A 23,878-nucleotide genomic window follows, 5' to 3' on the forward strand; every position below is an offset into this window, starting at 1 on the left:
CCCTCCTTTATTCAACCGGCACTCGTTCCAGCCGGATTCCTGTCAAATCCCGCCGCAGGATGCTCTCCGCCACGTCCAACCGGACGACGATCAGCGGTTTTTCGCTCTCTTTGATCCGGACGATCTTTTTCCCGCGCAGCTTTTCTTCCAACAGCACCAGCCTTTTTATCACACTTTTGTCGCGGTTAAATTCGCTTCGGGGGCTGACAGCTTCCACTTCTTCCAAGATGGGCAGATAGTAGTTGTTTTGACTGTGACGGGAGAGGTCGATCAGCGGAACCAGCTTAAACAAAGTGTCGGGTTCGTACGCTTCCACCACCCGCTTCAGCTTGTCCGACAGCAAAAGCAACTGACGATCCATAATGTCGAGATAGCTGCTCTCTTCTCCCGCTCTGACATGGAAAATCAGCGGGTCGGCGATTTTATAAGCGCGTGTGGGGTGGATATCCCGCGTGTCGATTTTTTTGTGGACATCAAGTAACAAGGGCACATCCGTATACCGTTCATCTTGTTTCAGCAAAAAATAGTCCATGATTACGCTCCCGCTCCATTGGTTTGTTTGTCTGCCGGGCCCGGATGAGCGTACAAAACTTCGGATTGATCCCGGTATTCCCCGGCCAACAGGCAAATTTTCGGAGATTTGGCCATCTGGCAGAAGCCTTGGCACTCCAGGAGCATGGGCACCATGCTTCTCATAAATTCCACCGTCAGCAAATGGTACTTGATCGCTTCTATCAGCTTAATCCGCTCGATGTCCATCGACGTGATCTTTCTTGCGTAACAGAACTTGACCGTTTCCAGCTCCGCCATCCGCCGGAACAAGGGAGCAAAGATGAAGTCCGCTTCCCACACCACGGAGCATTCCGTCCTGTCCAAAAACCAGTTTTCATCATATGCGTCCAGACGGTACGCAGCACTGTTCTCCATGATGCTTGTCCGCAGAAAAGAGAAGTAGATGGTGCAAATCTCCCCCTTTTTCCCTTGTTCCTGCTGTATGGCTGCCTGTGTACACAGCGCATTGAAAGTCTCGCAAAAGCCGCTCTCGATGCTTTCCTTTTTCTCGCGGTACCGCTGGTCAATCTCGATCAGGTCGTGCTGCCACCGATCCCTCACATAATTCTGCCAAAAATCATGCATGGCCGCCTGCTTGTCCATCCGCTTGCTCATTTGATATTTACCTTCGCCCCGCTTAAAGTCACATCGTCTACGATGCTTAAGGTAGCATCGGCCTGCTTCATGTCTACGCCCGCTTCCCCATGAATGACCACCTTTTCGCCCCCAATGATTTCAATATCCTCTTGGGCAGTTAAAGTGATTTTCTTGTCGCTGTTACTGGTCCTGCAAGTCTTGGTCGACCCTGCTCAACGTAAAATTAATGCCGCCTGTCTCATCGCTTTTGATAATCTGCGGGCGCTGCTGGTACGGATATTTGACTGCCCGCAAATGGTCAGGCATGTCCTCAAACTCTTTTGGGATAAACAAGCAGACCTTGTTGTCCCAAAATCCTTGCTGTTCAAACTCGTAGAAGCGGCTTCCCACCCTGACTGGTCCGGTGCAAATGTTAAGGGGAACGCTCGCTTTTTCCGATTCATTCAATAATGCCAGTATCTTTTCATCCCTATGCTCCATAGCTCGTACCGCCTTTATTATCTTTTATAAAATCCCTTATCAAAGAAATTTTGTCATATTATTCCTCATCTCTTCTTTGTATGTATCGGAACTTTCCCTTGTCCATTTCACCCAAATATTAGAAATAACAAAGCCCATGCGTACCGCACGCAAAAACGCCTCCCTCGCTATTTCCGGGGAAGCGTTTTTCTATGCCGATGTTGCCTTCCAATCTGCCATTTTCCTCCCCCTGTCCGAAAAGCAGCGAGGAAAGCGTTTTTTCCCCGCCGTCTTCCAGCCGTGTCCGCCTGCCGACAACTCCTTCCAGTTTTTATAAAATCGTTGCGATTTTTGACACGTTTTATAGCCCGTTTGAGTCATCCGAAAATGAAAAGGGACTGCTATCCTGAATGTAGCTGGCCGCCCTTCCCTCAGGAGGAAAGTTCGAGAGCTCTCATTACAAAGGGGGAATCTACCCTGACTCGCACAAGAAAAAACCAAACCGCGTTCCGCCTGCTGCTGGCATCTTCATTGGCGCTTGTGCTCATCCTGCCAGCGGCTTATCCGGCGCAGGCCGAAGCGTCCCTGCAAGCGCTGATCGACCAGGCAGCGCCAGGCGACACCGTCACGATACCGGAAGGCAAGTACGAAGGTCCCATCCGCATCACGAAGCCGCTCAAGCTGCTGGCAAAAGGCGAGGTCAAGCTGACCAATCCGAGCGAGGAAGCCGCTCTGACGATCGCGGCAGACGACGTGACTTTGCAAGGCATTACGGTGCTGGACAGACGAATCAACAGCGAGGACGCCTCCATCAACGTAAGCGGCAGCCGCAACCTGTTGGAAAAAGTCACCGTGGAAACGATGGGAACCGGGATTCAGTTGCGAGGCGCGAATGCCAACACGATACGCAACGTCTCGGTCATCGGCAAGGTAAAGGACAGAGGCAGCGCAAGCGATGCCGGCCACGACCACAGCGCGCATCTGTCCAAAAGCGCGAGCAAGCCAAAGGTGACGGTCCAGGCCCAAAAAGGAAACGGCATCGACCTGTACGACTCGCACGACAACCGACTGATTGAAAATCAGGTCACAAACGTCTTTGACGGGATTTACCTGGAAAAAAGCACTGGGAACGAGCTCACGCAAAACCGGGTGGAAAAATCGCGCTACGGCTACCACCTGATGGGCACCACGCAAACTTCCCTGAAGAACAATACAGGCAGCGAAAACGTCACAGGCGCGATGCTGATGGAAACAGCCGATGCCACCGTCGTCGGAAACCGGTTTTTGAAGCAGCAAAAAAACCCCAATTCCCAGGGCATCCTGCTCTACGACGTGCAAAACTCGCTGCTTGCGGACAACCACATCGAAGGAAACCGCGTCGGGCTATACTTGGAGCGCTCCAGCGGGATTACGGTCACAGGCAACCAGCTCTCGCTCAACTTCGTCGGCATGCAGTTGATCGCCTCCGCGGGAAATACGTGGACGAACAACCACTTCATCTCCAATGTCATCGCCGCCCAGGCCCAGGACAGCGCAACGGACAACCTGAACGGCAACTACTGGGACAACCTGCTCGGCCTCGATGTGGACGGCGACCACAAAAGCGATTTGCCGTATGAAATGAATCCGTTTTACCTCGGCCTGACAGACGCGATTCCCGCTTACCAGTTGTTTTTCCAATCGCCGGGCTTCGTCTTTCTGGAAAATCTGTTTACGAGCGGTGCAGGCAGCCCGATCCGGGACGAAACACCGCTGATGCCGACCTCTGCTGTCGTCTCTGCTAATGCCGAAACAGGCAGCAACTGGGGCGCAGGCATCCTTGGCCTTATTCTTTTGGCAGGAAGCTGTACATTCATTTACGTAGGAGTGAAAAAATCATGATGAATTTGAAAAAATGGGTGACCACACTCGGAGCAATCGCAGGCATCAGCCTGCTCATCGTCGGCTGCGGCAAGGAAGAAGCACAGCCTGTCGAGATCGCGGAAGGCGTGGACAAATGCGACATTTGCCACATGCACGTCCCGAACGATCACAACGCAACCGAAATCATTTTGAAAGACGGCAAGGCGCTCAAATTCGACGACATCGGCTGCCTGCACGAATGGACGGAACAGCACGGCACCGATGAAGTCGCGATGCAGTACGTCCGCGACTACTACACAGCGGAGTGGACAAAAGCCGAGCAGGCGACATTCGCCTATGACAAAGAGTTCAAAACGCCGATGAGCTACGGCATCTACTCGTTCAAAGACAAGGCGGAAGCGGAGAAATTCGTCGCGGAGCAAAAGAAAGGCGTCATCATGGACGCGGAAGGCCTGAAAAACCATACGTGGGAGCGCAGCATGAGCAAGCATATGAAAAAGGACGGGCATTCTTCGGAAGGCCCTTCCTCGGGCGGACATCAATCGGGCGACATGGAGAGCACCCCTGCGCACGGCAGCAGCACGACGACAACGACACACCACTAATAGAGGAAGTGGAGAGCCTTGCACATCAATCTGATCGCCAAACGGGAAGTGAAGGTAGGCTTCCGCAATCCGTGGTCCTACTCCTTCATGGCGCTGTTCTCCCTGTTTAGCCTGGGGCTGCTCATCATCCAGTCGCAGTCCTACATGAAAGGCTATACGTACACGACAGGCACCATGCTCAATCTGATCTTGTACCTGCTGCCGCTGATGACTATGCTGCTCTCCTCTTTTTCCCTCACGGCGGAAAAAGAGGAAGGGAGCTGGCAGCTTCTCTCCACCTACGCGATGACGACCTCGTCGTTTCTCGTGGGCAAATACGCGGGACAGGCGCTGGTGCTGATCGCCATCGTCAGCTTCGGCTACGGCGTCTCCGGCGTGGCTGGACTGTTGCTCGGAAAAAGCTTTGCCTTTTCCACCCTGCTGTTTTTGCTCGTCTTTTCCATCTGTCTCATTCTGCTGTTTTTAGGGATCGCCATGGTGATCGGCGCCTTGTGCCGCAACCGCTGGCAAGCTTTGACGATGGGCGTCAGCATCTGGTTCTTTTACATTTTGGCCTGGCCGACGCTGTTGATTTCCGTACTCAGCTTCGTACCTTATACGTGGATCAAGCCTTTGTTGCAGATTGTGACCTTTTTCAACCCGGCTGAATTTGTGCGGATTTACTCTGTGACCAGGCTGGGCGGCGGCGCGATCTTCGGCCCCGAATACTACAAGTGGATTTACTGGATTGACTCTGCGCTCGGCGACGTTTGCTTCGTCGCTCTCTGTCTGCTCTGGATTGGCGCGACCTTGTGGATCGCTACCCGGGCATGGGAAAGGAGGTAACACCGTGCAAAGCTTCGGACTTACCGTCGATCAGGTAAGCAAAACGATCAACGACAAAACGATTGTCCATCCTTTCAGCCTGCGCATCGAGCCTGGCGAAGTCGTCGCTCTGTGCGGCGGAAACGGCGCGGGCAAAAGCACGATCCTGCGCATGCTGGTCGGCATCCTCCGCCCCACTGCTGGCACGATCCAGCTCAACGGCCTGACCTGGGAGGAGCAGCGCGTCGAATACTTGCAGCAGATCGGGTATATGCCTGACCACTTCTCCTTCAGCGCTGGCCTTACCGCGCGAGAAACGCTGGAGTTTTACGCCGCCCTGCGCAACCGCACCACCGAGGACGCCGACAGAATGCTGAAGGCGGTCGGCCTGCACGATGCCCGCAATAAGCGCGTGACGCACTTTTCCAAAGGGATGCAGCAGCGGCTGTTGTTCGCCCAGGCGATTCTGGCGAAGCCCGCGCTCGTCGTCCTGGACGAACCGACGAACGGCCTCGATCCTTACTGGATGGACGCCTTCGTCGACCTGGTGCGCGAGCTGCGGCTGGCGGGACAATCCGTCATCTTCTCGACGCACCAGCTCCAGGTCGCTGACGCGGTGGCGGACCGGGCGATTTTTCTCATGAACGGCCAAATCGTCCGCGACGACACGATTGGCAGCTACCAGAAGCAGTACGGGACCGTCGGCCTGTACGGCGCGTTTGCCGAGCTGGTATCGCGCGCGCATGCGTAGCTTGCCTACACATATAAAGAGCTTGGGGACGGAAGCGACCCCAAGCTCTTTTTCACTATTGATGGATGTATGTGATAACCGCCATTTCCTTGCCGAAGCGATTCCCTTCATGACGGAACGCTATGTGAGCTTTTCCCCCGGTTCAAATCGCTTTTGCTTCCATATAAAAAACAGATAAAAACTTTTTCACGCTGATCCGGCATTTCGTCGTTTTTTCTCCGGCCTCCAGCTCTTGCATCCGCTGGCGAATTTCCTGGAAATCGAACAGGCGCGGGGCAAAATGCTCGAAGGTCGGGTTGGCGTAATCCGTCAAGCCGAGCGAGGACAAATGCGTAAACGCTTGCAGCACCATGCGGCGAATGCGCTGCTCCATCGCTCGCACTTCTTTGGTCAGCGCCTGTTCATCGAGGTTGCCATGCAGCTTGGTCAAAATTTGCGTGTACAGCTCCTTCAACTGCAAATCGCGCAGCTTGTCCACTTCCCGCTCGTTCTGGGCGAGCCAGCCCATGATGACCAAAAGATCGTGCGCTCCCGCTTCGCTGGCGATTCCGAGCTGCAGCAGCAGTTGTCTCGCTTTTTGCGCGAGGCTCTCTTCGTCCGAGGATGGTTTTTTCAGCCCGCTCGCCGGCTGCTCTTTTCCTTTGACATCCAAAATTTGCAGCGACTTGCGGATGGATTGCAGCGAGGCTTCCAGTGTCAAGTAATCGGATACCCTCCTGAGCACAGAAATGACTTCCAGGCGGTTGATCGGCTTTTGAATAAACGTATCAATCCCCTGCAAATAAGCCTCCCCGATCATCTCCTTGTTTTCCACCTGGGAAACCATGATGAATCGGCCCGTGAATCCTTCCGCTTGCAGCTTCTTGATCGTCTGGATGCCGTCTAGCCCTGGCATGAGCAGGTCGATCAGCACGACATCCACTCCGTACAACTGGTCGATGGAGACGCGATTGCCATCGCTGGCCTGGCCCACGATCTCGCCCAGGCCGCTGTCTGCAATAATGCGCTCCAGCATGCGGCGCACCACGGCATCGTCTTCAATCAAAAAGAAACGTATCATCGGCTATACTCCCTCCCCTCTCAGCAATTGATCCGTCGGAATCCGCACTTCAAAATGCGTCCACAGCCCTCTGTCGTGCAAAATTTGCAGTTGTCCCTGCAAGCTCTGCACGATGCCTCTGGCGTGTGTCAGGCCGATGCCGGTGGACGCATTGCCTTTTTCATCATACTTGGTCGTATAGCCCGGTTCAAACACCCATTCCCGTTCCTCTTGCGAAATCCCCGGTCCGCTGTCCAGCACGGAAAAGACGATGTGCCGTCCGTCCAGTTGGACATTCAGTACAATTTTACCCGATTCGTCAATCGCTTCTACTGCATTGGCGACCACATTGTTCAGCACAGACAGCAGCGCGTAGATTTGATTCGTCGACAAGCTGACATAACAGCTCCATGTAAACTGAATTTCTTTGCCCAGCATTTCGGCGTACTTCCGGTTGGCTCTCATCACCAGCTCGCACAGCTCGCTGATCGGAAGCTGGGAAGCAAGCCCTTCCTGGTTAATCAGCTTGGAGATGCCCGCGAGGATGCGCTGCGAATCTTTTTTCACCTCATGCACATTTTCGGCAATCGTCAATGCCGTCGGAGATTCCGCGTGCTGCGAGGTCAAGAGCCGCCTGTACAGCCGATAGCTCTCGCGCGTGATGTCTTCCAGTTGCGTCATCGACTTGCGCAGGTAGAACGCCTCTTCGTACAGCTCTGTATTTATCATCCGCAGCCGCTCCAGCTCCTGCTGCCGCACCTCCCCGACCGCGCGAATTTGCCGGATCGAGACGCTGTTGTACAAGCCGACGGCAAAAAAGCTGCGCAACACGCCGAAGATCAGGAGCATGAAAAAGCTCTGCCACGTAAGCGGCGGAAAGTCGGTAAAATACTCGCGCACGCGCAGCTCGACCAGGTTGGACAAAAAGTCGACGGACGCGCCGATCAGCCCCATCTTCAGCGGAAACTCCAGGTAGTCTCGGGCCCGCAGCACACGGAACAAAATCGCGAAGCTGAAGTAGTAAAACGCGGACGGCAGATGGACAGACACGCTCTCCAGCAACGGGCGGTACTCCATCAACAAATCCAGCCCGACGCGGAAGACGAGAATGAACGTCCCGGTCAAAAAGCCGGTCAAGATCACGGGCACGGACGAAAACCAGAGCAGGCCGAAAAAGAAAGCGGCAATCCCCAGCGAGAAACGAAACGTTCCCCCGAGCGGGTTGACCTTCATCTCTCCGAAAAAGGCGGTTGCCAGCATAATAATCATGAGGACCAACAGGCGCTCGCGCATAGATGCCCCCTTTAGCACGTAAAAAGATCTCCCATTCCTATTTTACAAAGAACTGGAGATCGGAAAAGATGCTTTTGCATCAGGCGTGTTTGTTTTCAAGACGTTTGGATACGATCGACAAAGCGTAGTTGACCACAAAGTACATGACTGCCACCAAGAGGAAAGTCGGAATCACGTAGTTGACGTTGCGGCCATTGATGATTTGCGCATGGTTCATCAGCTCCGGCAGCGCAATCACGACCGCGAGCGAAGTGTCTTTCAGAAGCGAGATAAACTGGCTGACGATGGGCGGAACCATCCGTCTGAGCGCCTGTGGCAGCACAATGTGCCAGAGCGTCTGCACGTAGGTAAGGCCAGAGGAGCGCGCAGCCTCAATCTGCCCTTTTTCCACCGATTTTAAACCACTGCGCACGATTTCCGACAGCATGGCCGCCTCGAAGATGACCAGTGCCAGCACAGCCGCATAAAACTTGTCCAGCTTGATGCCGACTTCCGGCAAGGCAAAGTACGTGAAAAAAATAATCAACAAGAGCGGCAAGTTGCGAATCAGCTCGACGGCGGTAGCCAGCACCTGGGAGACGCCGGGAATTTTCGCGTAGCGAAGCACCCCTACGACGATGGCAATGGCGAAGCTGAACACAATCGATAAAAAGGCAACCTGCAGGGTAATCCAGAAACCTTCTAGCAGGAAGGTCAAATGACTGGGCGCGTATGCTCCGATAAAGTCCATGATGTCCCCTCCCCTTAGCGGCTTCCAGCCAAGCGTCGCTCCAGGTAGCCTACGAGCAAGCTCAACGGAAGTGTCAGAATCAGATAAAAGACTGCGACAAAAATGTAAACGTCAAACGTCACAAACGTATCGGCGGAAATCAGGTCGCCGAAGTACATCAGGTCAAGACCTGCAATGACGCCAAGCACCGAAGAGTTTTTCACCAGGTTGATAAACTGGTTGCCCATCGGCGGGATCACGACTTTGATCGCTTGCGGCAAAATGATGTAGCGCATCGCCTGGTTGTAAGTCAGACCCGAGGAACGGGCTGCTTCCATTTGCCCTTTTGGAATCGCTTGAATCCCGGCGCGAATCGTCTCCGCGATAAACGCTGCCGTATAAACAGTCAGCCCGAGCGTACCAGCGACAAACGGCGCGAGTACAATCCCGAGCGCCGGCAGGCCGACAAAGAACAGGAAGACGACGAGAATCAGCGGGATGTTGCGCACAAACTCGACGTAAGCCGTACCGATCCAGTTGAGCGGGCGAATCGGCGAAATCCGAAAAATGGCGAAAAGCGTCCCTAAAGCCAAGCTCCCGACAAGAGCGAGCAGGCTGGCTTGCACGGTGTTCCAGAAGCCTTCGATAAACATGTCCCAGTGCTCAAACAAGATAGAAAAATCGATCATCTCTGTTGCGATCCCCCTAGTCGTAAGAAAATAAGGGAATGAGCGGCAGAGTGAACCGCTCATCCGTCATGGAGTCGAACCGCTTATTTTTTTGGTTTTTCCCCGATCCATTTTTCATAAATCTTGTCGTACTCGCCGTTTTCCTTCATTTCTTTCAACACGTCGTTCACGGTTTTTACAAACTCGGCGTCGCCTTTGTTGATCGCGATTCCGTATGGCTCTTCGGTGAATGTTTCTTCGGTTACGCGGTAGTTTGGATCTTGCTTCGCCATTCCGTACAGCAGGGCGTTATCGGTAGTCAGCGCGTCACCTTGTCCAGCTTTGAGCGCGGTAAAGGCTTCTGCGTAGTTTTCAAATTCAAGCACTTCTGCATCCGGTGCGCTTTCGCGAATGTTTTTCGCGGAAGTCGAGCCTTTTGCGGTCAGCACTTTCATGCCTTTTTGCAAGTCTTTGATGCTGTTGATCGGGCTGTCCTTTTTCACCAGCAAAGACTGTCCTGCCATGAAGTACACATCGGAGAAGTCTACTTCTTTTTTGCGTTCTTCGGTGATGGTCATCGTCGCGATAATCGCGTCAATCTCCCCGTTTTTCAGCATCGGGATACGCGTTTTGGAGGTAACTTCCTTCAGCTCGATTTTGTTTTCGTCACCGAGCACTTTTTTTGCAATCGCTTTGGCGATGTCGATGTCGAAGCCTTCTACGTTGCCTGTCGACGGATCTTTCAGACCGAACAGGTTCAGGTCGTACTTCACGCCTACGACAAACTTGTCTCTTTCCTTGATTTTTGCCAATGTTCCGGCACCAGCCGCCGCACCATTCGATGCAGAGCCTGCCGCGCCGCCTTCTGTCTTGCCCCCGCCACAGCCTGCGAGTGCGGTTGCGCTCAGCATCAATACAAGACCCATACCTGCAAGTTTTTTCCATACACTTTTCTTCATCTGAATTACCCCTCATCTCTTTTTTATTGTTTTAAGTGAATGTCTAGTGATTCAAAATCCGGCTCAGGAACAGGCGCGCGCGTTCTTCACGCGGATTTTCGAAAAATTCTTGCGGCGTAGCCTCTTCGAGAATCCTGCCCTGGTCCATGAACACGATCCGGTCTGCCACTTCGCGGGCAAAGCCCATTTCGTGGGTGACCACGACCATCGTCATGCCTTCCTTCGCCAGCTTTTTCATGACGTCCAGTACTTCCCCGATCGTCTCGGGATCGAGCGCCGAGGTCGGCTCGTCAAACAGCATGATTTTCGGGCGCATGGCCAGTCCGCGCGCAATCGCTACACGCTGCTGCTGACCGCCGGAGAGCTGGGTCGGAAATTTTTCCGCCTTCTCCGGAATCCCTACTTTTTCCAGGTAGTAGAGCGCGGTTTCTTCCGCTTCCTTCTGCGATACGCCCAGCACCTTGATCGGCGCCAGCGTGATGTTTTCCAACACGGTTTTGTGCGGATACAGATTGAAGTGCTGGAACACCATGCCGATATTGCGGCGCAGCTTGTTGATGTCGGTGTTTTTGTCGTTTACTTTTACCCCGTCTACCAGCAGCTCTCCGCTTGTAACCGTTTCCAATCTGTTGATACAGCGAACCATCGTACTTTTCCCCGATCCAGACGGGCCGATGACGACGACTACTTCTCCCTGGTTGATATGCAGGTCGATGTTTTTCAGGACGTGGAAACTCCCGTAATGTTTGTTGACTTGATGAAAACTAATCAACCAGATCCCCCCTTGCTCTCTGTCATAGTTTGTATGGTAAGGACGAACTACCCGAATCTACAGAAAAATACAAAGTATTTTATTTCTCTTTATAATTTTCTAATAATAAAGGCGTAGGACCCGGCTTTTTGGCCGAGCAGACAAACAAAAAACCAGCCGCTTCCTGCCTGTGTGGCACAGAAGACGACTGGCATCTTTTACAAATGGAAATGGAACGGCTGCTCCTACTGGCGCAGGCGGTTGACCCAGAAGCCGCCCTTCAAGTTTTTCGGCTCAAAAGAAATGACAAACGCTTTTGGCGCGATCTCATGAATGAGCTGCCACAGCTTTTTTTCGTTGCTGCGCTTGGTCAGCACCTGCATCATGAGGCGGTGCCCGTCCCGGCCTTCTGCCACCCAGGAGGTGACGCCGAAGCCGTGCTCGCGCAGCCGCACAGGAACATCCAGGTCGACGGAATCGACCACTACCTGCAAGGTGACATAGCCCAGGGCCAAATACTCCTCGATTTTGCTGCCGATGTACACACCCATTCCCCAGCCGATACAGTACGCGGCGAGGTTGATCGGATTGTCCAGGTTGTCGAGTACAATCGCGAGTCCTTTCAAATAGACGAATACTTCCACCATCGCCAACAGCGAAGCGAGCACACGATACCCTTTAATCACCATCAGCAGTCGCAACGTGAAAAACGACACGTACAAAATATTGATCCCGATGATGATCCACACAAACTCGAAGCCCATGCTCCCCTACCCCCACCCGAATCTACTCGGGCCAATATGTTATGTACTCACAATTACTACAATATAATCGATCTTCCAGGCAAAATCCAGACGGAAAAAGGCGCAAAAATCTTCCACCGCAAGCCGTGCTTGCTCGGTCGGAAAGGGCGGCACGAGCAGGCTAGGCGACGTGCGGAACTGCACAAAATCCCCAGCCGAAGCTGCCGACTGGATACTTGAGCCAGCCTGCAACGGCAGCGTGAATCCTGAATCCGCTCGTGCGGTCGGTTTTTCCCCGCGAGAGGCTGATTAGGCGCGGCTGTGCTCGTACAATTTACCCGCCAGCGCTTCTATCCACTCTTTTTTCGCGAGCAGGTCGAGCATCCGCCCAGGCAGCGCCGCTTCCAGCGATTCCACGACGTACCCGGAGCCTTTGATTTCCGCCTGTTTTTGTATATCGCTCGCGCAGTTCCATGTGCACCGCCCCTTTATTTTTCGGAATAGTCTGTCGTTTTTCGTTCCAGAATAGGCTCGTGCCTACCCTCGCTCACACAAAGCATCTGGCAATCACGTTTTTGCCGACGTGCTGCTCGCCCAATTCATCTGACGCCACTTTTTCATCGCTTTGCGTAAATGTGATGATCTGTGGCAGCACCAGCTTGTACCGATTCTCCATCCCGGTTTCGAGAACGTATTGCCCTTCGTTATCCCATAAAAGAACACCTGCCAAAATTCTGGTCTCCACACAGATCCTCCCCCATCGCGATCCATATTTGAACAGCGTTGCGCTTATGTATGATCGGTTCTGTCTGATGGTGCTCAAAAGACGGGTACGCTGACCCGCCTTTTTTCGCTGCAAACTCTGCTGTTTTATTGCTCTTTTTTCAATCGTGCATCCAGAACGAAGTTGCCGAATGGCAAGAGCGACGCGATAAACGCCCCAATCACCTTGAGAACAGACCATCTGTCTTTAAATGTAACATGCGCCAGTGCCAAAATATAGAGGACAAAAAACAGCCCATGCAGCGAGCCGGCGATTTTTACAGCGGCCGGAAAGTCGAGATAGTACTTTAGCGGCATGGCAATCAAGAGCAATACCAAATACGAGATTCCTTCGATAATGCCGATGACGCGAAAACGTCCGAGTGCGGTATTCATCATGAGCGGATACCATCCTTGCCTGTAATTATCATCATTATAAATGAAAAACTATCAAAATGATGGGAATTGCCCAATGTTCATAATAAATTCAAAACTGGCGGCCCCACGCTTCTTCGCGGATGCGCTCCAACCAGCGCACTTCTGCCTGCAGATGCTCGATCGCCCCGAGCAAAATCGTCCTCGCTCCCCAATCCAGCCGCGCTCGCTGCTGCTCGAGAATCGATTCGAGCAAGGCAGCCTGCCGCTGTACCTCCTCGATGTTTGTAGCAAGCGCCTCTCCCATTTTCGCCGGATCGCCGTGGGAAGCAAAAGTCAGAGCTGCGTAGATCGGGTTTGTCAACTGCATCGGCTTGCGCATTTCCTGCAAAAGCAGCTCCTGGAACTCTGCCTCCCCTTTTTTGGTGATCCGGTACATTGTCTTATCCGGGCGGTTCGACTCGCGAATGACTTGCGTAACCTCGATCATCCCACCCTTTTCCAACTGATTGATCGCATAGTAGAGGGAGCCTTTGGCGTACTTGACGTAGCAGTCGATTCCTCGCGTCTTCACTTGCTGCTGGATTTCATACGGGTGTCGCTCCCCTTCCATCAGCAGCCCTAAAATAAGCAATTTCAGACTCATGGCCCTCTCCTCTTACCCGCGTTCCGGGTTTGCTTGCGGTGCGTTTTTGGCCCTGCCGAGCGCACTCTCGTTCCCCATCAGCGCAATACAGATGACGGCGAGAATGGCAGGAACGAGCGCCCACATGAACGTCTGAGCAATCGAGGAAGCGAGAATGTCCGTGATCGTCTCCAGCACAGGAGCCGGGATAGCCGCCCGCGCTTCCGGCGTCAAGATCGCGCGCGGGTCCGTGATCGCCCCGACAGCTCCTTGCCCCGAAAAAGTCGAAGCCATGCCGTTTTCAAACTGGTTGCGCTGCAAGATGCCAAATACGGTAATGCCCAGCGTCATGCCGAGCGAGCGGGAAAAAGAGTTGGTCGAGCTGGCCGAGCCTCTCTGCCGCATGTCGAAGCCGTGAATCGCCGACATCCCCAATACGGAAAAAGAAAAGCCGACGCCAAAGCCAGTCAAAATCATGTACACCGTGACCGTCGAACGAGCCATGTCGGGCGACAATGTACTCAGCAGGAAAATCCCCGGTACGAAAAAGACAGCGGACAACAGCATGATGTTGCGGAAGCTCGTCTTCGTCGTGAGAAACCCGCCCAGTTGGCTGCCGCAGACAGAGGCGAGCATCATCGGCGTCAAAAGCAGGCCGGAGTTGGTCGCAGACCCGCCGTACACCCCTTGGATAAAGATCGGCAAAAAGACGGTCGTAATGATAAAAGCCGCGCCGTACAGCAGCGCGACCGCGTTCGTCGTCGCAAACAGCCGCTGCTTGAACATCGCAAACGAAATAATCGGTTCGGACGCTTTCGTTTCCACGAACAAAAAGATGATGAACAAAAGCAAAAAGGCTGCGAGCAGCCCGATGATCTGCACGGAATCCCAGGCGTACTGGTTGCCGCCAAGCTCCAGGGCAAACATCAGACTGACAATCGCTCCGACAAGCGTAATCGCTCCCCACCAGTCGATGCTTTGCTTGCGGTGCTCCAGCGACTCTCTGTAGTACACGCTGATAAACCAGAGCGACAAAGCCCCGATCGGCACGTTGATGTAAAAAATCCAGTGCCAACTGACATACTCCGTAATGTACGCGCCAAGCAGCGGCCCGAACACGCTGGACGTACCGAAAACCGCCCCGAACAGCCCAGTCATTTTCCCGCGTTTTTCCGGCGGAAACACATCAAAAATGATCGTGAAGGCAATCGGCATCAACGCGCCGCCGCCAATCCCCTGAATCGCGCGATAAATGCTCAGCTCGACAATACTGCTCGCCGTCCCGCACAAAATGGAGCCCACTAAAAAAACGATCAGGCCGAAAATATAAAACCGCTTGCGCCCGTACATGTCGGACAGCTTGCCGAAAATCGGCATCCCGGCCATCGTCGCGACCATGTACGCGGACGTCACCCAGACGAATTTGTCCATGCCGCCCATCTCGCCCACAATCGTCCCCATCGCTGTCGCCACAATCGTGTTGTCCATGGACGCGATCAACAGCCCCAGCATGAGCGCTGCGACGACAAAATTTACGTTGCTTTCCTTGGCAATCATTGCCGTTTTCCTCCTAACAGTCAAATCAAACTAATATAGTCTATTATATTCAAATTTGACCATATGTCTGCAAAATATAGGGCAGGAACCGTTTGCTACTGCTGCGAAAAAACACCTTCTCTTCAGAAAAGAGAAGGTGCCTGTACATCTAAAGCTCAGTTTGTTTTCAACACGTCGTGATCGACATAACGCTCGCCGTTCAGCTCGCTGATGACGTTAATCGCGACTTTCGCCCCGTCGCCAGCGGTAATGATCGTATGTACGCTCACGCCTGCGCACGTGCCTGCCGCCCAAATGCCTTCGATGTTCGTTTTTCCTTGTGCGTCAACGTCTACGATCGACTTGATGCGCGGCTCCGTGCCATCTTTTGTCTTGACGCCAATCTCTTCGGCAAGCGCCACTACCGCGCCTGTCGCCAAAATGACATGCTTCGCTTCGAACGAGCCTTTTTCCGCTGTCTCCACGACCAGTCCTTGCTCGGTTTTCCTCACGTTAGTTACCTGGTCTTCCACCAGCTCGGCCCCGAATTTGGCAGCCTGCTTTTTCCCTGTCTCGATCAGGTCAGGGCCCGAGATTTCCATGATGCCATAGTGGTTTTCCATCCACGCGCGTTTGGTCATGCTCTTGTCGTTGTCAATCAACAACGTCTTTTTCCCCGCCTTCGCGGCAAACAATGCTGCGCTTCCACCCGCTGGGCCTGCTCCAACAATCACGATATCAAACAAAGAAATCTCCCCTTTCCAAAATACGTTACACAACATAATTATATACTTTGTTTTGAAAAAGAAAAGGGTTGGCGGCAGTAAAAACATTCGCGAACTTTGCGGCAGGTAAAAATAGAAAGGACGCGTGTGCCTTTTTTTAAGAAAACGATAGCCTTTGTCACTGGTAGCGTCTTAATCGCTGGGATTGGCTCAGTCACAATGCAATCCAATACCGCCGCACCACATTGCCGTCCGCTTCCGTGAACTCGGATTCCAACACCCCGCCGTTGCCGCGAATTGTTTTTTCCGAGCCGGTATTGTCCCGATCGCACACAACCAGTACCCGCTCCAGGCCAAGCTCTCTCGTCTTGTCCAGCGCGAGCGCGAGAATCGCCGTCGCGTAGCCTTTTCGTCTTTCGCTCGGCCGGATGCCGTAGCCGATATGGCCGCCTGCGTTGTACAAATGCTCGTTCAGGCGATGGCGAATGTTGACTACCCCCAAGATTTTGTCCTCGCCGTTCACCAGCCAGTAGGTTGAGTGCGGAACCCAGCCGGCCGGAATACTTTCTTCGCTTCCCTCGCTGGCAAGAAACGCCAGGTAAGCGCCAAAATCGTGCGGCTCGCGCCCGGCCACCCAAGGGACAAACGGTTCCCCGCTTTGCTTCCATTCTTCGTAATAAGCCAAATACTCCTGCTGTCGCCGGGCGGAAGGCTTGACCAAAGCGAGCTGCTCTGCCATACTCCCACTGCCTTTCGAATGTGCTGTCAATAATTTCCGTCTATCTTAGCACGCTAAACATGACGGAGCAAGAAAAAGGCGCGAGACAAGCAACCGATCGCTTGACTCACGCCTTTTGGCTTTTTCCCTATAATGCTGCTTAGTATTTGTTGAACATCATGATCCAGATGGAACCTGCGATGATCGTAAACACGATCACGAGACCGAGGATCAATGTCTGTACATTGTAGCGCGGTTTTTCTCCCTCGCGAATGTGCATAAAGAAGAACAGTTGAACAACGAATTGCAAGATGGCCATCACCAAGATCGTGATTACGAGAGCCGTTTTTTCGAGCATCTGGTTCATGACCAGCACCAGCGGGATAATGGTCAGCACAATCGAGAGGACGAAGCCGATGACGTACGACTTCAGCGACCCGTGATCGTGATTGCCATGATTTTGATGTTGTGTCATCTTACATCACCCCCATCAGATAGACGACTGTGAAGAGGAAGATCCACACAACGTCCAGGAAGTGCCAGTACAAGCTCAGGTTGGTGATTTTGCGGCGAGTCACCGCATTGATACCGCGGCGCTTCAACTGCATCATCAGCGCGACCATCCAGAACAGACCGATGGTTACGTGCAACCCGTGCGTTCCAACCAGGGTGAAGAAGGCGGACCAGTAACCGCTAGTCGCGATGGTTGCTCCTTCATGCGCCAAGTGCGTAAACTCGTTGATCTCCAGCACGACGAAGGCCAGACCCAGGACGGCTGTAACCGCCAGCCATCCGATCAGTTCTTTTACTTTTCCTTTGTTCATCGCCAGCACAGCAAGTCCGCTCGTAAAGCTGCTGGTCAACAGGATAAAAGTTGAAGCGATGATCCCAGGCATTTCAAACAGTTCTTTTCCAGTCGGTCCGCCTGCAAAGCTATGCATCATTACTGCATAGGTGGCAAACAGCGTACCGAACAAAATGCAGTCCGTAACAACGAAAATCCAGAAGCCAAGAACCTTTAGTTGCTCATGCTCTTCATGATGGTCGTGGCCATGACTATGGTCGTGATGATTAGCCATCATTACAACACCCTCCCCAGTGAAGCCTCCGTGCGACGCACTTCATCCACCGGTACGTAATAATCCGTATCATATTGGAAGGAGCGTACCCACATGCACACGGCAACTCCGATGAATCCAACTACGGCCATCCATACCCATCCAAAGGTGAATCCAAATCCGATCAAGAACCAGAAGGTCGACATGATAATCGGAATACCAGAGTTCTTCGGCATATGAATCGGTTCCAAATGCGCCGGCTCTTGTTTATACGTGCCATTTGCTTTTGCTTGTTTTGTTGCCCACCAGTCATCCGCTTCTTTCACATGCGGAACGACAGCGAAGTTGTAGAACGGCGCTGGAGATGGAATCGACCACTCCAGGGTACGTGCATCCCATGGATCCCCTGTCGTATCCCGTTCTCCGTGCTTGATGCTGTAAGCGATTTGCCATACTTGGAAAATGAAGCCGATCCCCATCATGAACGCACCGACAGTCGATACGAGGTTGAGGTCTTCCCAACCGCGATCCCAGCCGTATGTGTAGTAACGGCGAGTCATACCCATAAAGCCAAGCGCGTATTGCGGCATGAAGCAAATATAGAAACCGATGTTCCAGAACCAGAAGCCCCAACGTCCCAGCTTCTCATCCAGCTTGAAGCCGAACAGTTTTGGCCACCAGTAGTAAATACCTGCCAGGTAACCGAACACAACCCCACCGATCAACACTTGGTGGAAGTGGGCGATCAGGAAGTAGCTGTTGTGGTACTGGTAGTCTGCCGGAGCTACCGCCAGCATGACACCTGTCGCTCCCCCTACGAGGAAGCAAGGAATGAACGCAATGGTCCACAGCATCGGTTGTTTAAAGGATATCCGACCACGGAACATCGTAAACAGCCAGTTAAACACCTTCACACCGGTCGGAATCGCAATGACCATCGTCGAGATCGCAAAGAAGGCGATAACGCTGGCGCTTGTACCCATTGTGAAGAAGTGGTGAGCCCATGTGAAGAAGGACGCGATCGCAATTGCCATCAAAGCCCACACCATGGATTTGTAACCGAAAATGCGTTTGCGCGAGAATGTCGCCACAACTTCAGAGAAAATACCGAACGCTGGTACAACTACGATGTACACCTCAGGGTGACCCCACATCCAGATGAGGTTCAGGTACATCATCGGGTTACCGCCGCCATCCATCGTGAAGAAGTGCGCACCTGCAAAGCGGTCAAGGAACAAAAGTGCGATGGTGACAGTCAAGATCGGGAAAGCAAAAATAATCATGATGCTGGACGACAGAACAGACCAGCTAAACAGCGGCATTTTGGTAAGCGTCATACCTGGTGCACGCATTTTGAGAATCGTTACGATAAAGTTGATACCTGTTGCCAAACTACCGATACCGGAGATTTGAATCCCCCAGATCCAGAAGTTTTGTCCTGGTCCTGGACTGAAATCATTTTGCGACAATGGCGGATAAGACAGCCAACCTGCGTCCGGGGACCCCCCGATAACGAAAGACAGGTTGAACAGCATCGCCCCAAGGAAAAACAGCCAGAAGCTGAGTGCGTTCAAAAACGGATACGCAACGTCGCGCGCCCCGATTTGCAGCGGAACGACCATGTTGAACAAACCGAACATCATCGGCATCGCCATGAACAAAATCATGATCGTACCGTGAGTGGTAAAGATCGCGTTATAGTGATCGGCATGCAAAAATTCCAGATTCGGGAATGCCAACTGCAGACGCATCAGCAGGGCGTCAACCCCACCGCGGAACAGCATGAGAAGCGATGAAATCAGGTACATGATCCCGATACGTTTATGGTCAACGGTAGTCAGCCATTCACGCCAGAGCCAACCCCATTTTTTATATTTGGTCAGGACAAACACGATCGCGAGCATTGTCAGCACAATCGATACGTCCGCACCGTAAATCAGTGGGTCACCAGTTACGAAGAACGTGGATGCAAATTCTTTAATGTCCTCCCACACGTGGTATTCCTCCTCCCTTTCGCCTAATGTTTCATACTGGAATGATCCATTCCATGCATGTTGCTCATATCAGTCGACTGTTGCGTCTCTTGCGAAGTTTCTTTTGACTTGTCACCTGTCGGAGCAGGCTGTTTTTTCATCACATGGTCCATATCGTGACCATGGCTGTATCGTTGCACAATCTCTTCAAACAAGCCTTCCGGGAATGCAGAGTACAGCTTTTTCTCGGACAATCCTTGTTTTTTCAGCTCGTTGTAATCTTCTTTCGTCATTGCTGGGCTCGTGCCTTTTACTTCTTTGACCCACTGGTCGAACTCTTCTTTCGGCTTCGCTACAACTTTGAACTGCATGTGAGCGAATTTTTCACCGGAGAAGTTGGAGCTGAATCCGGCGTATTCGCCCGGCTCGTCAGCTTGCAAGTACAGCTCGGTCGCCATCCCTGCCATCGCGTAAACCTGGCCGCCAAGCGATGGTACCCAGAAAGAGTTCATTGGCGCTTCCGCAGAAATCTGGAAGTGAACCGGTACGCCAACCGGAATCTCCAGGTGGTTGACCGTCGCAATGTTTTGCTCAGGGTAAGTAAACATCCATTTCCAATCCAACGCGGTCACTTGTACCGTCATTGGAGCTACTTCTTTATTCGGAGACTCTTTCAACACATACGTATCGCGAACGGTAAAGTATCCCAGGATCGCAATGATGACCACCGGAATCCCCCACCAGATTGCTTCGAGGGCCGTGTTGTGTGCCCACTCTGGCTTGTAAGGTGCCTTGTTGTCCGGTTTGTCCCGATATCGATAGACGATAAAAGCGGTAAGCGCAAGAACCGGAACGATGATGACAGCGCACAATATAGTGGAAATAATAATGAGATTGTACTGCGTCTCTGCTACAGGCCCCTTAGGATTCAAGACAAGATACTCACTACCACAGCCTGAAAGCAGGACGGTGGTCAACGCTGCCAAGATCCAAAAGTGGATTTGCCTCAGCATTTTTCCTCCAATCATTCTCCTAATCCCTCCTCTTTCACAAAACAACAAGCATCTAAACTGATGGTGCATCCGCTATTCGCGTTCGCCTCCCCTCTGAGTCTTTCACGCAGAGGATGGAATCCATCTTCGAACAGGACTCAGCAGAGATTTTTTTAACGAAAGTGAACATACCAGATAACCGCATATACATACTAGCAGAGACGCTCAACTTTTGTACTTGTTTTTTCGGACGTTCAATAATTCGTAGCTTTTCTGTGACAAAGTGTTCACGAAGCAGTCACGAGTTGCTCAAATTCTTGTTAGGAATCCCCTCGGATGCACAACCACACCCAAACATGGATATAATATCCAGTTTGATCACCTCCGTTTTGTGCTTTCAATTTAAATAAAAAAAGCCTTCCTCTTGGACAGCTCCAAAAAGAAGGCTACGCCGCGCATTTGCGTAAGCGGTGTTCGGTTTTTCCGCTATTGTTTCCGTTATTTTTCAGCTACAGGCAACAAAAAACCTCTCATTATATAAGGAAGAAATGAGAGGTTTCCTTTATGGATTTGGCATCGTTTTGTTACACTTCTTGTTTGCGCAGATTCATCAAGCGGAAAACCGTGCTCATGATGAAAATGTTCATGCCTGCGATCAAAAATCCGATGGATACCATCAACGGGAAGTTCTCCGCTCTGAAATCGCTTGCAGTAAACGCCATCAACAATCCGCCGATTGCAATTGCTGTCCAAGCGATCCATCTCAGCAAGTCAGCAGCTTTTTTATCTGTATTCATGGTTCAAAACCCCTGTCGTTTTGGAATTTTACCTTGCGTCGTTTTCTTTGTTGAATTTATTGTAACACAAAATTCACTTTTTGTTCATGTTTTGTTCAAATTTTTATTGAAAATTTGTCAAAACTTTTTCCACAAACCTATTGAACTAGCGATTGTTACATTTTTTCTTTGTGTCTTAATTGTGAAGCGGCGCTTTTTGTTGATCGGTAGAAGATTTTTGCTTGTCCCGATAAAAAAAGCCTGCAGCTTCGCTGTTCGCAAACAGGCTGCAGGCTTTCGTATTCGCTTGGTGCTACCGGATTCTGTTATTGCTCATTGATGCTGCCGGATTTTGTTGCCGCCCTCCGTTTTGCCAACGTCAGGCCGTTCTGTCCAAAGTCGCTGCCGCCTCGGCCCGATGCCGTTTTCCCCAGCTACGCCCGCCGAAGGAAAACAGCGTGAGCACAAACAGGACGCGAAACAACTGGAAGGCCGTCACGAGCAGCGGATCTGCCCCGATCGACATGGCGGTCAAGCTCATTTCGGCAATTCCGCCAGGCGCCGTCGCCAAAATGCTCGTCGCCACTTCCATGTTGGCGAAATAGGCCAGGCCCACAGCCATCGCCGTCACCATGCCGAACAGCAGCAGCGAATGTATGGCGCCGAGCAGGAAAAAACGCTTTTGTTTTCGGATGTCTTCTTTGCGAAAACCAAGCCCGATGCTTACTCCGATCCACACTTGCGCGGCTTTGACCAGCCCTCCTGCCAGCGCCGGATTCTCGCCCGTCCACGGTGTATTCAGGGAGACGAGTGCGGCAATCAGCAACGGGCCAAGCAAATACGGCGCAGGAATGGAGCAGCGGGTAGCCACCAGCGCACCGATCAGACTGGCTGTGACAAGCAAAATGGTCGGGAGCCACTCCAGCACGTGACCGCCTGTCGACAGCACCACAGACGAGGCGTGCCCGTCAAACAGCCAGGAGATTAAAAATGGCGTGCACAAAACGATCGTCACCGCACGAATCGAGTGAAAAATCGAGATCACCTGTTGATTGCCGCCGACAGACTGGCCGATCGTCACCATTTCCGACAGACCGCCGGGAATATTGCTGAAGATCGCCGTAACCCGATCGACCTTGCCCATTTTGTAAAAAATCCACGCGTTGAGCAGGCTGATTAGCACTGTGAGCAGCGTGGCGATCAGCATCAAACCGATATGATCTGTCATGGTCTGCCAAATATCCGGCGTCATGCGCAGGCCAAGCGATATGCCGATCACAATCAGTCCCGCCTGACGGAACCAGCCCGGAATCCACAGCTTTTGCACCCCGAGCATGGTCGCCGCGACAGTCGCCAGCAAGGAACCGATCAACCACGGCAGCGGGCTGTGAAGCACCTCGGCAAACAGCCAGCCTCCCACTGAACCGAGCAGCAGCGTGAGCAATATGCGAAGCAAAAGCATGCTGATCCCTCTTTTCTTGTCTGACGTTGCTTTTGTTGCTCTCTTGCTGTACCTCCAGTGTACGCCAGAAAAAGCCATCTGAAAAATAGCCATTCGTTATCGCGGGCGATTCCTTGCGCGAATGGCAGAAAAAGAAAAACGCTGCCTTCGAGAAGTCATCCTGTTCTCGAAGCAGCGGTCCGCGGCTGGTCGCCCGCTCTGTTGGCGTTTAATACGAATGCGGAAAATCCATGCGCTGCATGAAGTTCACGAAGGCTCTCACATTTTGCAGCTCCAGGGAAGCCTTGTGGTAAAACATCCAGGTGCTGCGCTTGACGGGCTTGTTCGCGGCGTCCTTAATTTCGATCAGGTACAAGTTTTGTTTGCCGTTTGCGACCAGGCGGGGGAGAATGGCGTAGCCGAGTCCGTTTGCGACCATTTCGCCGCACGTATCCGCCTTGTCCACTTCCATTCCGATCCGGGGCGGCGAAGAGTAGTTTTCGGCCCACCAACTGTCCACCAGCGCCTGCAATAGCGGGTCTGTCTTGTAGTCAATGCGCGGCAGGCTCGGCAGGTCGGCTACATCGACGGGGTCTTTGGAGACGATGCACACGCTCTCCTCAAACAACAGCAGCTTCCCATCCGGCCAATTGTAATTGCCGCGAACAAAACCGACGTGCACATCCTGGTTGTACACAGACTGGTACACGTCTTTGCTCCAGCCCGTCACGACCTTGAACTCTACCAGCGGATACTCCTGCTTGAACAGCTTCAACAGACCTGGCAGCTTGTAGTGGGCAAAATAGTTGGAGACGCCCAGCCGCAGCGTGCCGCTCACCTGCTCGCCCATATTGGCGACGTGCTCCTTGATTTTGCGCAGACGCAAAAGCATTTCATCCGCGCAACTCGCCAAATACTCCCCTTCTGGCGTAAAGTGGACGCCTCGCCTGCCGCGCTGGACAATTTGCACGCCAAACTCTTTTTCGATCTGCCGCAGCCGTTTGGTCAGGGCAGGCTGGGACAAGTACAGACTTTTTGCCGTCCGGGTGATGTTTTGTTCCCGATAAAGCGTCTGGAGAATCGACCAGTCCCGATATTCCATGG

Annotated in this window: 27 protein-coding genes; 5 read left to right on the top strand and 22 right to left on the bottom strand. The window is 52.6% G+C overall.

Translation table 11 applies throughout. The features are described 5' to 3' along the window. Positions 1 to 7 precede the first annotated feature (7 nt). The 3 genes from M655_RS21675 to M655_RS21685 all read right to left on the bottom strand — a co-directional run bounded on the left by M655_RS21675 (position 8) and on the right by M655_RS21685 (position 1,629). Positions 8 to 532 carry a hypothetical protein gene (locus M655_RS21675; protein ID WP_026557953.1) on the bottom strand — a complete coding sequence of 175 codons (525 nt, stop codon included), beginning with the start codon at positions 530 to 532 and terminating at the stop codon, positions 8 to 10. 2 nt (positions 533 to 534) lie between these two features. Beyond that, positions 535 to 1,167 carry a hypothetical protein gene (locus tag M655_RS21680; RefSeq protein ID WP_026557954.1) on the bottom strand — a complete coding sequence of 211 codons (633 nt, stop codon included), beginning with the start codon at positions 1,165 to 1,167 and terminating at the stop codon, positions 535 to 537. Between the two features lie 162 nt (positions 1,168 to 1,329). Next, positions 1,330 to 1,629 (bottom strand): hypothetical protein, encoded by a 300-nt coding sequence (locus M655_RS21685; protein WP_283858799.1) that lies wholly within the window; start codon positions 1,627 to 1,629, stop codon positions 1,330 to 1,332. A gap of 510 nt (positions 1,630 to 2,139) precedes the next feature. On the opposite strand from M655_RS21685, the gene M655_RS21690 reads away from it, so the two are divergent. The 4 genes from M655_RS21690 to M655_RS21705 are packed head-to-tail and all read left to right on the top strand — an operon-like array spanning position 2,140 to position 5,631. Beyond that, on the top strand, positions 2,140 to 3,489 hold the full coding sequence (locus M655_RS21690) for a right-handed parallel beta-helix repeat-containing protein (RefSeq protein WP_502708110.1): 1,350 nt from the start codon (positions 2,140 to 2,142) through the stop codon (positions 3,487 to 3,489). Further along, positions 3,486 to 4,076: a nitrous oxide reductase accessory protein NosL gene (locus tag M655_RS21695; protein WP_005829041.1), complete on the top strand. Its 591-nt coding sequence runs from the start codon at positions 3,486 to 3,488 to the stop codon at positions 4,074 to 4,076. The genes M655_RS21690 and M655_RS21695 overlap by 4 nt, the downstream gene beginning before the upstream one ends. An 18-nt stretch (positions 4,077 to 4,094) precedes the next feature. Continuing rightward, positions 4,095 to 4,901: an ABC transporter permease gene (locus M655_RS21700; protein ID WP_007781753.1), complete on the top strand. Its 807-nt coding sequence runs from the start codon at positions 4,095 to 4,097 to the stop codon at positions 4,899 to 4,901. A 4-nt stretch (positions 4,902 to 4,905) separates the two neighbouring features. Next, complete coding sequence (locus tag M655_RS21705) at positions 4,906 to 5,631, top strand: ABC transporter ATP-binding protein (protein ID WP_026557956.1); 726 nt, start codon at positions 4,906 to 4,908, stop codon at positions 5,629 to 5,631. 142 nt (positions 5,632 to 5,773) lie between these two features. On the opposite strand, the gene M655_RS21710 is transcribed toward M655_RS21705, so the two are convergent. The 17 genes from M655_RS21710 to qoxA form a co-directional block, all read right to left on the bottom strand. Further along, positions 5,774 to 6,691, bottom strand: coding sequence for a response regulator (locus M655_RS21710; protein WP_005829032.1), 918 nt, complete (start codon positions 6,689 to 6,691; stop codon positions 5,774 to 5,776). Between the two features lie 3 nt (positions 6,692 to 6,694). Further along, positions 6,695 to 7,963 (bottom strand): sensor histidine kinase, encoded by a 1,269-nt coding sequence (locus tag M655_RS21715; RefSeq protein ID WP_005829030.1) that lies wholly within the window; start codon positions 7,961 to 7,963, stop codon positions 6,695 to 6,697. A gap of 79 nt (positions 7,964 to 8,042) precedes the next feature. Beyond that, positions 8,043 to 8,693: an amino acid ABC transporter permease gene (locus M655_RS21720; protein WP_005829028.1), complete on the bottom strand. Its 651-nt coding sequence runs from the start codon at positions 8,691 to 8,693 to the stop codon at positions 8,043 to 8,045. 14 nt (positions 8,694 to 8,707) lie between these two features. Then, positions 8,708 to 9,361: an amino acid ABC transporter permease gene (locus M655_RS21725; protein WP_007781739.1), complete on the bottom strand. Its 654-nt coding sequence runs from the start codon at positions 9,359 to 9,361 to the stop codon at positions 8,708 to 8,710. A gap of 83 nt (positions 9,362 to 9,444) precedes the next feature. After that, a complete protein-coding gene (locus tag M655_RS21730; RefSeq protein WP_005834999.1) occupies positions 9,445 to 10,299 on the bottom strand; it encodes a transporter substrate-binding domain-containing protein in 855 nt (284 codons plus the stop codon). 43 nt (positions 10,300 to 10,342) lie between these two features. Continuing rightward, on the bottom strand, positions 10,343 to 11,071 hold the full coding sequence (locus tag M655_RS21735; RefSeq protein ID WP_005835001.1) for an amino acid ABC transporter ATP-binding protein: 729 nt from the start codon (positions 11,069 to 11,071) through the stop codon (positions 10,343 to 10,345). 224 nt (positions 11,072 to 11,295) lie between these two features. Further along, positions 11,296 to 11,814, bottom strand: coding sequence for a DUF2179 domain-containing protein (locus M655_RS21740; RefSeq protein WP_026557957.1), 519 nt, complete (start codon positions 11,812 to 11,814; stop codon positions 11,296 to 11,298). A gap of 526 nt (positions 11,815 to 12,340) precedes the next feature. After that, positions 12,341 to 12,538 carry a hypothetical protein gene (locus tag M655_RS21745; RefSeq protein ID WP_005835007.1) on the bottom strand — a complete coding sequence of 66 codons (198 nt, stop codon included), beginning with the start codon at positions 12,536 to 12,538 and terminating at the stop codon, positions 12,341 to 12,343. Positions 12,539 to 12,663: 125 nt separating this feature from the next. Beyond that, positions 12,664 to 12,954 carry a DUF3817 domain-containing protein gene (locus M655_RS21750; protein WP_005835010.1) on the bottom strand — a complete coding sequence of 97 codons (291 nt, stop codon included), beginning with the start codon at positions 12,952 to 12,954 and terminating at the stop codon, positions 12,664 to 12,666. Between the two features lie 88 nt (positions 12,955 to 13,042). Further along, positions 13,043 to 13,576, bottom strand: coding sequence for a PadR family transcriptional regulator (locus M655_RS21755; protein ID WP_007781730.1), 534 nt, complete (start codon positions 13,574 to 13,576; stop codon positions 13,043 to 13,045). A gap of 12 nt (positions 13,577 to 13,588) precedes the next feature. Then, entirely contained in the window at positions 13,589 to 15,112 is a 1,524-nt protein-coding gene (locus tag M655_RS21760; protein WP_005835013.1) for an MDR family MFS transporter, read from the bottom strand. 155 nt (positions 15,113 to 15,267) lie between these two features. Next, positions 15,268 to 15,837 (bottom strand): FAD-dependent oxidoreductase, encoded by a 570-nt coding sequence (locus tag M655_RS21765; RefSeq protein ID WP_005835015.1) that lies wholly within the window; start codon positions 15,835 to 15,837, stop codon positions 15,268 to 15,270. A gap of 193 nt (positions 15,838 to 16,030) precedes the next feature. Beyond that, positions 16,031 to 16,555: a GNAT family N-acetyltransferase gene (locus tag M655_RS21770; protein WP_005835017.1), complete on the bottom strand. Its 525-nt coding sequence runs from the start codon at positions 16,553 to 16,555 to the stop codon at positions 16,031 to 16,033. A gap of 139 nt (positions 16,556 to 16,694) precedes the next feature. After that, positions 16,695 to 17,009 carry a cytochrome o ubiquinol oxidase subunit IV gene (cyoD, locus tag M655_RS21775; protein ID WP_005835019.1) on the bottom strand — a complete coding sequence of 105 codons (315 nt, stop codon included), beginning with the start codon at positions 17,007 to 17,009 and terminating at the stop codon, positions 16,695 to 16,697. A 1-nt stretch (position 17,010) separates the two neighbouring features. Then, positions 17,011 to 17,613 (bottom strand): cytochrome o ubiquinol oxidase subunit III, encoded by a 603-nt coding sequence (cyoC, locus tag M655_RS21780; protein ID WP_025848022.1) that lies wholly within the window; start codon positions 17,611 to 17,613, stop codon positions 17,011 to 17,013. A gap of 2 nt (positions 17,614 to 17,615) precedes the next feature. After that, positions 17,616 to 19,586, bottom strand: a complete 1,971-nt coding sequence (locus M655_RS21785; RefSeq protein WP_005835023.1) for a cbb3-type cytochrome c oxidase subunit I — start codon at positions 19,584 to 19,586, stop codon at positions 17,616 to 17,618. Between the two features lie 23 nt (positions 19,587 to 19,609). After that, the gene (qoxA, locus tag M655_RS21790; protein WP_005835025.1) at positions 19,610 to 20,593 is read right to left on the bottom strand and encodes a cytochrome aa3 quinol oxidase subunit II; all 984 of its coding nucleotides are present in this window, start codon (positions 20,591 to 20,593) and stop codon (positions 19,610 to 19,612) included. A gap of 528 nt (positions 20,594 to 21,121) precedes the next feature. On the opposite strand from qoxA, the gene M655_RS21795 reads away from it, so the two are divergent. Beyond that, positions 21,122 to 21,673: a hypothetical protein gene (locus tag M655_RS21795; protein ID WP_007781715.1), complete on the top strand. Its 552-nt coding sequence runs from the start codon at positions 21,122 to 21,124 to the stop codon at positions 21,671 to 21,673. A 39-nt stretch (positions 21,674 to 21,712) separates the two neighbouring features. Here M655_RS21795 and M655_RS21800 read toward each other — a convergent pair whose 3' ends face one another. Next, positions 21,713 to 22,795: an AbrB family transcriptional regulator gene (locus M655_RS21800; RefSeq protein ID WP_035423120.1), complete on the bottom strand. Its 1,083-nt coding sequence runs from the start codon at positions 22,793 to 22,795 to the stop codon at positions 21,713 to 21,715. A 208-nt stretch (positions 22,796 to 23,003) separates the two neighbouring features. Continuing rightward, positions 23,004 to 23,876 carry a LysR family transcriptional regulator gene (locus tag M655_RS21805; RefSeq protein ID WP_005835031.1) on the bottom strand — a complete coding sequence of 291 codons (873 nt, stop codon included), beginning with the start codon at positions 23,874 to 23,876 and terminating at the stop codon, positions 23,004 to 23,006. Positions 23,877 to 23,878: the final 2 nt, after the last annotated feature.

The sequence above is a fragment of the Brevibacillus sp. NSP2.1 genome (genome assembly GCF_000470975.2).
Lineage (GTDB): Bacteria > Bacillota > Bacilli > Brevibacillales > Brevibacillaceae > Brevibacillus > Brevibacillus agri.